Raw genomic sequence first — 12,168 nt, forward strand, 5'->3', positions numbered from 1 at the left:
GCGCCGGCCCACCGTACCCGGCTGCGAACCACCAATGGGCTTGAACGCATCAACCGCGAAATCAAGCGCCGAACCCGCGTCGCGTCGATCTTCCCCAACACCGACTCCTGCCTGCGCCTTGTCTCCGCCCTTCTGGCAGAATGCGACGAGGAATGGATGACCGGGAAAATCTACCTCAACCTGAATGACTGATGGCTATATCCCGATGGAATCCCTTGGGGGCTTTTACAAAAAAGAAGTTGCGCTGCCCAAGGCTTGCGAAAGGAGGGAACGAGATGCCCGAAGCGTCACGTAGGGAGGGTGCGCTGCTGCGGATGATCGAGCTCGCCTATGCCGCACCTGACGACAGCGAGATGATGCGGTCGGTGTTCGAGACCTTGCGCTCGTTGGTGCCGTTCAGCAGCGGCGTGTTCATGCCCGTGCACGAGGCGACGATGGAACTGCAGCCCGGGTTCTGCTTCGAATGCAGCATGGACGATATGGCGCGTTATCTTGTCCACTACGCACCCCTGGACCCCTTTGTGCTGCAGCAGCCTGGCCCGACCCTGCTCAACCGGACCCTGCTCCTTTCTGAAGTCATCTCTGGCGCTGATCTCGGACGTAGCGAGTTCAGCGACTTCCTCCGGAAGGTGCCCTACCGTCACGCGACAGGTATGCTCACCGGCGTCGCGCAACAGCCGGTTGCGGTAGTCAGCGTGCATCGCCAGGAGCACGAGCCAGACTTTACGAGTGACGAGAAGGTAGTGCTCGATCACATCGGACCGCATCTCGCACGGGCAGTCGTTCTGCGTGGTCTGGCGAGAGACCCGCTGCAGCGCGAGGAAATCGGAATCGCCGTCTTCTCCCGTGGTGGTCAGACGCTCTTCCTCAATGGTGCGGTTCGCCGCTTTCTCGCTGGAGTGCCGGCCGCAGTGGTGCTCGCTGCGTTACAGCAGCAAGGGAGCGGAGTACTCAGGCTGCGCTCGCAAACCTTTCGTCTCGGGCGCTTGCCATGGTCGGCGGCGAGTCTGCTGCGCCCCTTCGCCGAGGAAAGGGCCGGGTTGGCGATGAGCGACTGCATGCCCGGGGCCAGCCACCCAGCGGACGCCTGTTTCGGGCCAGTCCAGGTTCCCTCAGGCGCGACCATTGTCGTCCTGCGACCCTTTCATCCGCGCACTGATCTGGTACGCCGACTGAGGCAATACGGTCTGTCGCCGCGGCAGTCCGAAATCGCGACTTGGGCCTTGCGTGGCTTGAGCAATATCGAGATCGCCCGGCAGATCAGCATTGGCGAACAGACAGTGAGAGATCACTTCCAGGAAATCTATAGCCGCATCGGTGTCCACAGCCGAGCCGAGTTGCTGACCCGGGTTTTCGGGACAAATGAAGTGGCGCTTCCGACGCGCCGCGTGCGCGACAATTAACCGAGTGGCCGTCCGAAACTCAAGCGCCTCTTCGCGATCCGGATGGGGTGCCGTCTTGTTGCGACAAAGCAAGCTGTGCTTGGTCTTGCTCGAGTGGTGGCAGTGTTGTGTGTGCCGGACGCCTCGAGTCGGTTTTCGACTTGCCTACTGGATGACCGAGCTCGTCACGGAGCAACGGTGGCGGTTCTCCTTTCCGGCGCGGGTTGTCACGAAGGTCGTCCGTGTGCCGATGTGTGTGCAACCGATCCTGCGCGACGTTTCTGCGTCCATCGCAGTAGGCCAATTTGCTCGGTCACAGACGCGGCGTCAGACCATCCGCCAGCGACAGGCGGTAGGCGCGATAGCCGGGGAGCAGGCTGGCGACCAGCCCGCCCGACACCGATGATCGCGGCCAGTCACACCAGTTCAGCGCCGGAAAGCCAGCACAGGGACAAGGTTAGGCCGGAATGTGCCTGCGCGAGCGTGGCCATCAGCAGCGTCAGCAATGCAACGCCCAGAACGACGCTGAGCAGGGTGATGAAGAGCCTTTCGGCCGCGAGCAGCAGAAAGACGTCGCCGGGTCGGTCGGGGCACCCACCGAACGCAGGATGGCAAGCTCGCGGCACCGTTCGCCGAGGCTTGAGAGAACGACGGCGACCAGCCCGGCGAGACCGACCGTGACGACCATTGCCGAGACCGCGAGCAGGGTGCGCTCGGCAAACCCGGCCATCTGCCAGAGCTGATCAAGGGCGATGCCCGGCAAGACGGCGAGCAGCGGCTCGGTGGCATACTACTGGTTGATCTGCCGCTGCACCTTGAGGATCGCGGCGCGGCTTTTCAGGTCGACGAGGGCCGCGATGATCTCCTTCGTAGAGAAAGATACGCTCGCCGTGGCAGGCCGTGAAGTCCGGGATGTCGAGGCAGAAGGCGTCATCGGGTTGCCAGCGGAAACGCGGGTTTTCGATCTGGATGACCGTTTCGAGCATGGCCCCAGGATACGCGGTGTTACTGTGGTGACAGCCGGGTGGCGGATTGCCGGCGTGGACTGCGACCTGTACGTCGACACGGTACAGCTTCGGGAAGGTCTGAAAGAGACCGACCTCGATGTCGCGCAGCGCGGCTGGACTCGCGCAGCGGAACAGGAAATTACCGGCGAGGTCGGCATGCCTGTCGCCGGCAGGGAGCGGTACCGCTTGCCGCACCGGCGATGCGAACTCGACCGACATGGGTGTGCAGCGGGCGGCCGGCGAGGGCGTGAGCACTTCGGCCATCGCGCGCACTGCCTGTTTCTGTTTTTCGCTATGCGGCGCACGTTCGAAACCGAGCAGCTTTTCCAGCGGAGTATCGAGCTGCAGGGTCAGGGTGTTGCCATCACTCGCCAATTGCAGGCTGGCGGTTCCATGGATGTGGGCAGCGGGGTTGCCGGCAATAGCCGACGAGGACAGCGCGCCGGTGACGAGGCAGCACAACAAGGCCAAACGCTTCATGAGGGCAGTTCCTTGAACAATCGGTCCGGCTGCGGCAGGTTTCATGAAACCTGCCTGAGGAGCAGTCGGGATTGAACAACTTGTTTGCTACACTGCCCGAGGTCGGAGAGGGCGTCGAGCAGTTCGGGGAACTCCTGCGGCGGCCGGGTCTGGTCGTCGAACGGATCGTGTCGAGCAGCCAGGTTAGCCCGGAGGGCTTCTGGTACGACCAGGAGCCGGGCGCATGAGTGTTGCTGCTGCCAGGCGAGGCCCTGCTGCGCTTCGCGGATGAACCCTCGCCACGCCACCTCAAGGCGGGAGACTTCATCGATATTGCGGCACATCGGAGGCACCGTGTCGAGTGGACGGCACTCGATCGTCTGACCATCTGGCTGGCGCCGTATTACGCGGCTGACAGGGTCGCGGGTTGAGATGGAGGGTTTCGTGTCCGGCTGGTGGCCGAGCCGGGTTGTCGCGTGTGTTCGGCGTCGAGCGGCGCGTAGGCGCCGCGAGCAGGTTCAGCCCTGCAATTCGCCGACCGTCTTGCGAAAGCGCAACTCGCGGATCAGCACAGCACCGGTGAGAAAGATTGCCAGCAGGGTGATGTTGTTGACCACCTGCATGACCGCGACGAACCATGGCGATTCGCGGTTGGGATTGAACTTTGAGCGGCTGACGACCTTGATCACGGCTTCGCCGGAGATGTCGAGGAAGCCGGCCTGCTCGTGCTGGATGACGTTCCGGATGTGGTTGGCGCCACTGTCTGCCTGGATCATCACCGTGGCGTCGACGTTGAGCTGGATTTCCGGCCGGCGACCGGGCCCAGGCGCCAGGGTCATTGTGCCAGCTTCACCTGCAGATGCGGCGGCCATGGTGCCGATGGGTCGAGACGAACATAGGCCACGCCGGGCCGCCCGGTCTTGACCTGGCTGCGGTATTTGCTGAGCAGTCCGGGATCGATCTGCGCCTTGCCCCGGAAAGCGGGCTTCTGACGCTCACTGGTCGTCTCGACCGTCTTCGGAGTGAACTGGGTCGCGCGGTCGACGAAGGAAATGCGGGCCGGGATGACGTACTGCGGTGCGGCGTCGAGCACCAGTCTGACTTCGGCGCCAATCGCCACCTTGCCGGCTATCGTCTCCGGCAGGAAAACGCTCATGTATACGTCCGACAGGTCGAGCAGGGTGAGCAGCTTGCTCCCGGCCGGGAGGACCTCACCCGGCTCGGCCGTGCGATACTGCACGCGGCCACCGTGTGCTGCCCTCAGGGTGGCATCGCCGATGTCCGCCTGGAGCTTCTCGGTGGCCGCGATGGCCGCTTCGATCGAGGAGACCGACTCGCTGACCTGCGATCGCGACGCCTCAATCGCCGACTGCATTTCGAGCGTCTGTGACTGTGCCGTTTCGATTGCTGCCTGTGCTTCAGCCACCCGCGAGCGGGCGGCATTGAGCGCTGCCATTGCCACCTGCAGCCGGTTGCGATCCGCTTCCAGCCGCTGTTCCGTGATGAAGCCCTTGGCGACAAGTTCCTCCGAACGCTTCAACTCATGCCTGGCGAAAGCCAGTTCGCTCTCGCTCTGGGCCAGTGAGGCGAGCGCGGTGGCCTTGGCCTGCCGTCTTTGCGTGACCAGTGCAGCCGCGCTTGCCCCGGCTTCCTGCCGCTGTGCGCTGACGGCAAGCGCTGTCGAGCCGGCGCTCTCCGCCTGTTTCACCTTGGCTTGCAACTGGTGCAGCTCGGCCTCCAGAGCTTGCGTGTCCATGCGTGCCACGACCTGCCCAGGCTCGACGTAATCGCCCTCCTTGACCAGCACCTCGAGCACTCGGCCGGCAGACTTGGTGGCGATGTCGATGGTGGTGGATTCGATTCGGCCATTGCCGGCGACAAAGCCCGCGGGCAGGGTGGCCGGCTTCGTGTGTTGCCAGACGTAGGCCCCGGCGAGCAGTGTGATCACGGCCACGGCCATGAAGAAAAGGGCAGGTCGTGGTCTGCTGCTCATGATCTGATGTTCCGTACAGTGGGACGGGTGTTGGCTGGGTGCGGCCCGTTTGCCGGGGATCGAATGTCCCCTTGCCGGTCGCCAGTCGGGCGCCATTCTACCTCAGCCGGCGGGGGCTGCGGCCGCTCGCCGGTGCTTCCAGCCAGCCTGCTACGGATCGAGCGTGGCTGTTGAGGCGCCTAGGTCGTGCTGGCGAACCAGCCGAAGGTCTGCCGTGGTTCGTTCGTGGCAGGCCATGAGCTTGCCCGTCGCTCGCAGGGAGCTGAACTGGGTGTCGATGACGGAGCTTTCGGCAACCACGGTCAGCGCCGTCGCTTGCAACGGTCCGGTCAAGCCGCGCAGTCAGCCAGCGAGTTCGCTGGCGACCGTGCCGAAGCGGCCATGGTTCCTGCCGGGGCGTCGGGAACGAGCCTCAAGCGCGTTGCCGACCGTATAGCCGTGCCAGTTCGGCCAAGCGTCCGGCGTGCTTGTCCGCCACCTGCTGCCAGTGGAAACGCCACTCCCAGGAGCCCTCGCTGCGGCTCGGTTCGTTCATGCGGTGGGTTGCGTCGAGGCCGAGGACATCCTGCATGGGAATGACGCACATCGTGGCGACCGAGGCGCAGGCGAGGCGGATCAACTGCCAGTGTATTTCGTCGCCGGCCGCGTCGTCCTTCCCCAGGTAGGCGCGCACGTATTCCTGCTCGGGATGGGCAAGCGACTCCCACCAGCCGCGCGTCGTGTCGTTGTCGTGCGTGCCGGTGTAGACCACGGTGTTGGCCTCGTAGTTGTGCGGCAGATAGGGGTTGCCCGCATCACCGTCGAAGGCGAACTGCAGGATGCGCATGCCGGGCAGGCCGATCGCCTGACGCAGGGCATTGACTTGAGGGGTGATGATGCCGAGATCCTCGGCGATGATGCGCAGTCGTCCATGCGCATCCCCCAGTGCTTGCCGCATGGCGTCAAAAACGGCCTCACCGGGGCCCGGTCGCCATTGCCCGTCGATCGCCGTTTCTGCCGCCGCGGGAATCTCCCAGAAGGACTCGAATCCACGGAAGTGATCGATGCGCACGATGTCGCACAGGCGCATCGTCTGGCGCATCCGCTCGACCCACCAGCAATAGCCCTCGGCAGCATGCGCCGACCAGCGGTAGAGCGGATTACCCCAGCGCTGGCCGGTGGCACTGAAGTAGTCGGGCGGCACGCCGGCCACGACGCGTGGTCTGCCTTGCGGATCGAGGTCGAACAGGGCGGGGTTTGCCCACACGTCGGCGCTGTGCGCGGCGACAAAGATCGGCAGGTCACCGACGATCTCGATGTGGCGCGCATTGGCATACTGTTTCAGGGCGGCCCATTGTCTGGCAAAACACCACTGGCAGAACTTCCAGAACTGGACCTCGTCGGCGTGCTTGTGCTGCGCGTCGTGCAGTGCAGCTGGCTGGCGACGGGCCAGTGCGGCCGGCCAATCCTGCCACATTCTGCCATTGCCGCCATGCACGCTGTCGAGCGCCATGAACAGCGCGTAATCATCCAGCCAGCCGCGCGCGCTGGCGCAAAATGCGTCAAAGGCAGTATGCTCGGACGCCGCCGGATGGGCGAAGAAGCGTTTGGCGGCACGTCGCAGATGCGCCATGCGGAAGCGCCTTGCTGCGTCGTAATCGACCCGACCGACTGGAAAAGCGGGTACCGTTCTGAGGTCGGCGTCGCTCAGCCAGCCGGCGTCGCGCAACTGGCCGAGGTCGATCAGCAGTTCGCTGCCGGCGAAAGCGGACGGGCTGATGTAGGGCGAGTTGCCCGGCCCGACGCTGCCCAGGGGCAGCACCTGCCAGAGCGACTGGCCGGCACCAAGCAACCAGTCCACGAAATGGTAGGCCGCCGGTCCAAGGTCGCCCGATCCGTGCGGGCCGGGCAGCGATGTCGGGTGCAGGAGAATGCCGTTACGGCGGGGATGGTGGGTCATGCCGGTCCTCTTGCTCGATTCGGGTGTTGCGGTGCACGGCCTTGGTGTTTAATGGGCACCCTTCCAGCGAGGCAGTCGCCAGCGTTCGGGAAGGGGGCGCGGGGGAGGGGGACGGTGCCACACGAGACCTGTCCGGCTGCCGCCGCCGACATGCAGGCGCCGCATGCCCTACCTGCCGCCGCAGGCGTGCGACGGCGGCAGCCGCTTCAGGCCCGGTGTCAGCTCAGTAAACTTCGGGGACGTGCCGCACCGGCAGCTTGCTCTCCACATAATCACCGGGTTTTTGCCGCTTCGGCAGAGTGATCTTCGGCTGTTTGACGACCTCGTACGGAATGCTGCTCAGGATGTGTTTGATGATGTTGAGCCGCACCCGCTTCTTGTCATTGGAGTTGGCGACGAACCACGGTGCCCAGGCGGTATCCGTTTCCTTGAACATGTCGTCGCGGGCGCGCGAATAGTCGTACCAGCGGCTGTAGGACTTGAGGTCCATCGGCGAGAGCTTCCATTGCTTGCGCGGATCGGTAATGCGCGCCTCGATGCGCCGAGTCTGCTCGTCCATGTCCACCTCCAGCCAGTACTTGAGCAGGATGATGTTGTTGCCATCGACCATCAGCTTTTCGAAGAGCGGCGCAAGGCGCAGGAAACCCTGTACCTGCTCGTCGCTGGCGAAGCCCATGACCCGTTCGACGCCGGCCCGGTTATACCAGCTGCGGTCGAAGATCACCACCTCGCCGGCGGCCGGCAGGTGTGGCAGGTAGCGCTGCACGTACATCTGGGTCTTCTCGCGCTCGGTCGGTGCCGGCAGCGCGACAACCCGGAAGATGCGCGGGCTGACCCGGCCGGTGATGGCCTTGATCGTGCCGCCCTTGCCGGCGCCGTCTCGGCCTTCGAAGACGAGGACCACCTTGAGTCCCTTGTCGATCACCCAGGTCTGCAGATGGACCAGCTCGGCCTCGAGCTTCTCGAGTTCCTTGAGGTACCTCTTGCTGGACATCTTCTTTGCCGGTTCGGCCGGCGCCTCGACTGGCACTGGCGTTTCGTTTTCCGTCGACTCTGCCGGCATGTCCGGGTTGATCACCTTCTCGGCCCTGACCTTTTTTCCTGTTTTTCCTTTCTTACCCATCGTCTGGTCCTTTCAAGAGGTCTGTGGATAATGCTGTGCTGCCTATTGTGTGACGGCGTGGCGAAGCCTCACTGCGAAGGGTTCGCACTCGCCATTTTCTCTGCCTCGCTCACCCAACCGCCACCCATAGCCAGGTAGAGGTTGATCATCGCCTGGAACTGTGCCTGCTGTGTCTGCGTGTATTGTAGTTGTGCATTGAACAGGCTGCGCTCGGCATCAAGGACTTCGATGTAGCTGGTGTAGCCGTTCTCGTAGCGCAGACGGGCGGTAGCTGCGTACGTCTGCAACGCCTCGACCTGCCGTTTCTGGGCCTTCAATTGTTCATGCGTACGCTCCTGGCTGACCAGCGAGTCGTTGACTTCGCGGAATGCTTCCTGGATTGCTTTCTGATAACTGAACAGGGCCTGTTGCTGTGTTGCTTCGGCGGCCTGCACCTGGCCGGCAATGGCGCCGGCGGTGAAGATGGGCATGCTGATCGGCGCAGCGTACTGCCACACCTTCGACTGGCTGTCGAATAGCTTGCTCATGCTGGTGCTCGCATAACCGAAGAATCCGGTCAGCGAGATGGTCGGGAAGTAGGCTGCCTTGGCGGCACCGATCAGGGCATTGGCGGCAATCAGGTTCTGTTCGGCGCGCCGGATGTCGGGTCGCCGTTCCAGCAGATCGGAGGGCAGACCGGCCGGAATCGCCGGCAGTGTGAGCTGATCAATGTTCTTGCCGCGGGCGATCGGAGCGGGGTTGCGACCGAGCAGCACGCTCAGGCCGTTCTCCTGCTGGGCGATGGCCTTTTCCAGCGGCGGGATGGTGGCCAGGGCTTCCTCGTACTGCGACTGGTTCTGGCTCAGCTCGAGCAACGAGATGATCCCCCCGGCAAAGCGGAGCTTGAAGATCTCGTAGGACTCGCCGCGGCTCCTGGCCGTCGACCGGGCGATCTCCAGTTGCCGGTCGAGGTCGCGCAGGTTGATGTAGGCGCTGGCGACGCTGCCGACGAGTGACAGGATGACGCCCTGTCGTCCTTCCTCGCTGGCCAGCAGTTGCGCGCGCGCCGCCTCGCTCTGGCGGCGGATGCGGCCCCAGATGTCGATCTCCCAACTGGCGTTCAACACGGCCTGGTAACTGTTGAAGGTGTCGCCGGCGCCGGCGCCGAGTACCGCTGCGCTCACGTCCCTCTGTCGCCTGGCTTCGTAGCCGGCGCCGACCTGCGGGAAGAGCGCCGCGCGAACGATGCCGTAGTTGCCGGCAAACTCTTCGACGCGCGCTGTGGCAATCATCAGGTCCTTGTTTGCGTGAAGCGCAGTGCTGACCAGATCGTTCAGCACCGGGTCTCCGAACTGCTCCCACCAGGCCGTGTTGGCGAGGTCGCGGGCATCCTGCTCACTGAGTCGCCAGGCGGTCGGCGTCTCCACTTGGGGACGTACGTAATCGGGCCCGATCATGCAGCCGCTTGCCAGCAGCGACAGCAGAGCGATGGCGATGGGCTTACGCATGGTCGTCTCCTTCTTTCCCGGTGCCGGTCGGTCTGCCTGAAGACTCGGTGGCGGCCTCGCCGCCTTCGCCGTGATAGGCGTCGGTCTTGCCGCGATGGCTGAGCCGTTCGACGACGTAGAAGGTCACCGGGATCATGAATATCGCGATGCCCGTCGCCGCCAGCATGCCGCCGATGACGGCTCCGCCCATCACCTGGCGGGAGATGGCGCCGGAACCGCTGGCGAGAGCCAATGGAACGCAGCCGAGAATGAAGGCGAACGAGGTCATCAGGATCGGCCGCAGGCGCAGCTGCGCGCCCTTCAGGGTCGCGTCCGCCAGGGACAACTCGCCCTTCTCGTATTCCATCTTGGCGAATTCGACGATCAGGATCGCGTTCTTGGCGGCGAGGCCAATCAGCATGACGAGGCCGATCTGCGCATAGACATTGAGTTCCTGCCCGCGCAGCAGCAGCGCGGCGAAAGCCCCGGCGACGGCGATCGGTGTCCCGAGCAGCACCGAGAACGGCAGCGACCAGCTCTCGTACTGGGCGGCGAGGATCAGGAAGACGCACAGCAGCGAGAAGGCGAAGATGGCGACCGGCGAGACGCCCTGGGCTGCCTTCTGTTCCTGGAAGGACATGCCCGAGTAGTCGAAACCCATTTCACTGGGCATGGTTTCGTGGAAGACCTCTTCCAGCGCGCGCGTCACCTGCGCCGAGCTGTAACCGGGCGCTGCCGAGGCGTTGATTTGCGCGCTGCGATACAGGTTGAAGCGCATCGTGAACTCGGGGCCGGCGATATTGCGGATCGACGTCAGCGCAGACAGCGGAACCGGCTGGCCGTCCTTGCTGCGCACGTAGAACTGGCCAACATTCTCGATGTCGTTGCGGAACTCACCTTCGGCCTGGATGTAGACCTGCCACTGGCGGCCGAAACGGTTGAAGTAGTTGATGAAGCCGCTGCCGAGGAAAGACTGCAGCGTCTGGTAGACCTCCTTGATGTTGACCCCCTGCTTGAGCACCTTGTCGCGGTCGACGTCCACGAACAGTTGCGGCACGACCGGGCGGAATGTCGACGTCACACTGGCCAGTTCGGGGCGCTTGCGCGCTGCTTCGAGGAACTTGTTCGTGTTCTCGGCGAGGAACTCGATGTCCTTGCCGGCACGGTCCTGCAGGATGAACGTGGCGCCGCCTGAAACACCGACCCCCTGGATCGCCGGTGGCGGAAAGGCGAAGCCGATGGCGCCGCTGATCCCGGAAAGGCGCCGGGTCAGCTCTGCCTTGATTGCCCCGTACTGCTCCTCCGGTTTTTTGCGCTCCGACCAGTTCTCGAAGGTGACAAAGAAAAAGGCGCTGTAGGTGTTCTGCACCTGGCTCAGCATGCTGTAGCCGACCACGGTGGTGACGTACTTGACGCCGGGGACATCCTTGATCAGGTCTTCGGCCTGGCGGGCGATCTCCGAGGTGCGTTGCAGCGACCCAGCATCCGGAAGCTGCACGCCGGCGAAGACGTAGCCCTGGTCTTCGTCGGGCAGGAAGCCGGCCGGCAGCGTCTTGCCGAACAGCCCGGCAAGGGCGGCGATGCCGACAATGAAGATGAGGCTGACCAGGCTCTTGCGGATCGCCAGGCGGCAGACGCCGACATAGCCGCCGGTGACCCGGCCAAAAACCTCGTTGAAGCGGTCGTAGAACTTTTGCAGGAGCCCGCTTCCCTTGACCTTGGGGCGGAGCAGGAGGGCGCACAGTGCCGGGCTCAGGGTCAGCGCGTTGAAGGCCGAAATGATGACGGAAATCGCGATGGTCACGGCGAACTGCTGGTAGAGCTGGCCGGTGATGCCGGGGATGAAGGCGGTCGGCACAAAGACCGCAGCGAGGATGACGGCGATGGCGATCACCGGGCCGGTCACCTCGCTCATCGCCTTGAGGGTCGCGTCCTTCGGCGACAGGCCATGCTCGATGTGGTGTTCAACCGCTTCGACGACGACGATCGCGTCGTCTACAACCAGGCCGATCGCCAGGACCAGGCCGAACAGCGACAGCGTGTTGATCGAAAAGCCGAACAGCGGGAAGAGCATGAAGGTGCCGACCAGCGACACCGGTACCGCCAGCAGCGGGATCAGTGTCGCGCGCCAGCCCTGCAGGAAGACAAAGACGACGATGATGACCAGCACCAGTGCCTCGAACAGCGTGTGCTCGATTTCCTTGATGCCTTCGGTGACCGAGAGGGTGGTGTCGAGGGCGATGACATAGTCGAGATCGGGCGGGAAGCCCTGCTTGATCTTCTCCATCAGCGCCTTGGCGCCGTTCGCGGCATCGAGGGCGTTGGCTCCGGGGATCTGGTAGAGAGCGACGAGGGCCGCCGGCTTGCCGTTCAACCGCCCTTCCATATTGTAGGTCTGGGCGCCGAGTTCGATCCGGGCGACATCTGAAACGCGCACGATCGAGCCGTCCGGGTTGGCACGCAGGACGACCTTGCCGAAATCCTCTTCGGTCACCAGCCGACCCTGGGCGCGAACCGCGTAGGTGAATTCCTGTCCGGGTGGTGCCGGCTGGGCGCCGACCTGGCCCGCCGGGTTGACGGTGTTCTGGGTCTGGATGGCGCTGATGATCTCGGGAATCGTGATGTTCAGCTTGGCCAGCACGTCGGGGCGCACCCACAGGCGCATCGCGTACTGGCCGGCGCCGAAGACGGTGACGCTGGCGATGCCCTTGATCCGCGTCATCTGGTCGTTGATGTTGATGTACGAGTAGTTGGCGAGGAAGATGTTGTCGTAGGTACCGTTCGGCGAATAGAGGGCGA

Annotated in this window: 10 protein-coding genes and 1 pseudogene; 3 read left to right on the forward strand and 8 right to left on the reverse strand. The window is 64.0% G+C overall.

Going from position 1 to position 12,168, the window contains the following annotated elements:
• Both JNK99_RS06940 and JNK99_RS06945 read left to right on the forward strand, forming a co-directional pair.
• The coding region (locus JNK99_RS06940) for a transposase (protein WP_291850599.1) at window positions 1–192 on the forward strand (192 nt) is incomplete at its 5' end.
• Between the two features lie 83 nt (window positions 193–275).
• A complete protein-coding gene (locus JNK99_RS06945) occupies window positions 276–1,403 on the forward strand; it encodes a helix-turn-helix transcriptional regulator (protein WP_291850602.1) in 1,128 nt (375 codons plus the stop codon).
• Between the two features lie 395 nt (window positions 1,404–1,798).
• Here JNK99_RS06945 and JNK99_RS06950 read toward each other — a convergent pair whose 3' ends face one another.
• Both JNK99_RS06950 and JNK99_RS06955 read right to left on the reverse strand, forming a co-directional pair.
• Window positions 1,799–2,008 (reverse strand): hypothetical protein, encoded by a 210-nt coding sequence (locus tag JNK99_RS06950; protein WP_291850605.1) that lies wholly within the window; start codon window positions 2,006–2,008, stop codon window positions 1,799–1,801.
• A gap of 117 nt (window positions 2,009–2,125) precedes the next feature.
• Window positions 2,126–2,869, reverse strand: a complete 744-nt coding sequence (locus JNK99_RS06955; RefSeq protein WP_291850608.1) for a DUF2796 domain-containing protein — start codon at window positions 2,867–2,869, stop codon at window positions 2,126–2,128.
• A gap of 71 nt (window positions 2,870–2,940) precedes the next feature.
• Between JNK99_RS06955 and JNK99_RS06960 the strand changes: the two are divergent.
• Window positions 2,941–3,279, forward strand: a pseudogene (locus JNK99_RS06960) (cupin).
• Between the two features lie 87 nt (window positions 3,280–3,366).
• On the opposite strand, the gene JNK99_RS06965 reads toward JNK99_RS06960, so the two are convergent.
• From JNK99_RS06965 to JNK99_RS06990, 6 genes are all read right to left on the reverse strand, one after another.
• A complete protein-coding gene (locus JNK99_RS06965; RefSeq protein ID WP_291850612.1) occupies window positions 3,367–3,687 on the reverse strand; it encodes a hypothetical protein in 321 nt (106 codons plus the stop codon).
• On the reverse strand, window positions 3,684–4,841 hold the full coding sequence (locus JNK99_RS06970; RefSeq protein WP_291850615.1) for an HlyD family efflux transporter periplasmic adaptor subunit: 1,158 nt from the start codon (window positions 4,839–4,841) through the stop codon (window positions 3,684–3,686). The genes JNK99_RS06965 and JNK99_RS06970 overlap by 4 nt, the downstream gene beginning before the upstream one ends.
• A gap of 412 nt (window positions 4,842–5,253) precedes the next feature.
• A complete protein-coding gene (gene malQ, locus JNK99_RS06975) occupies window positions 5,254–6,780 on the reverse strand; it encodes a 4-alpha-glucanotransferase (protein WP_291850618.1) in 1,527 nt (508 codons plus the stop codon).
• Window positions 6,781–7,003: 223 nt separating this feature from the next.
• The gene (gene ppk2 / locus JNK99_RS06980) at window positions 7,004–7,774 is read right to left on the reverse strand and encodes a polyphosphate kinase 2 (RefSeq protein ID WP_291850627.1); all 771 of its coding nucleotides are present in this window, start codon (window positions 7,772–7,774) and stop codon (window positions 7,004–7,006) included.
• 197 nt (window positions 7,775–7,971) lie between these two features.
• Window positions 7,972–9,390, reverse strand: a complete 1,419-nt coding sequence (locus JNK99_RS06985; protein ID WP_291850621.1) for an efflux transporter outer membrane subunit — start codon at window positions 9,388–9,390, stop codon at window positions 7,972–7,974.
• A partial coding sequence (locus tag JNK99_RS06990) for an efflux RND transporter permease subunit (protein ID WP_291850624.1) occupies window positions 9,383–12,168 on the reverse strand: 2,786 nt, incomplete at its 5' end. The genes JNK99_RS06990 and JNK99_RS06985, both read right to left, overlap by 8 nt.

The sequence above is a fragment of the Accumulibacter sp. genome (assembly GCF_016789985.1).
In the GTDB taxonomy this organism is placed as follows: Bacteria; Pseudomonadota; Gammaproteobacteria; order Burkholderiales; family Rhodocyclaceae; genus Accumulibacter.

What these genes read in the sequence shown, in the direction of transcription:
- JNK99_RS06945 (WP_291850602.1), top strand. Translation starts at nt 276, where the DNA reads ATGCCCGAAGCGTCACGTAGGGAGGGTGCGCTGCTGCGGATGATCGAG.
- JNK99_RS06955 (WP_291850608.1), bottom strand. Translation starts at nt 2,869, where the DNA reads ATGAAGCGTTTGGCCTTGTTGTGCTGCCTCGTCACCGGCGCGCTGTCC.
- JNK99_RS06965 (WP_291850612.1), bottom strand. Translation starts at nt 3,687, where the DNA reads ATGACCCTGGCGCCTGGGCCCGGTCGCCGGCCGGAAATCCAGCTCAAC.
- JNK99_RS06970 (WP_291850615.1), bottom strand. Translation starts at nt 4,841, where the DNA reads ATGAGCAGCAGACCACGACCTGCCCTTTTCTTCATGGCCGTGGCCGTG.
- malQ (WP_291850618.1), bottom strand. Translation starts at nt 6,780, where the DNA reads ATGACCCACCATCCCCGCCGTAACGGCATTCTCCTGCACCCGACATCG.
- ppk2 (WP_291850627.1), bottom strand. Translation starts at nt 7,774, where the DNA reads ATGTCCAGCAAGAGGTACCTCAAGGAACTCGAGAAGCTCGAGGCCGAG.
- JNK99_RS06985 (WP_291850621.1), bottom strand. Translation starts at nt 9,390, where the DNA reads ATGCGTAAGCCCATCGCCATCGCTCTGCTGTCGCTGCTGGCAAGCGGC.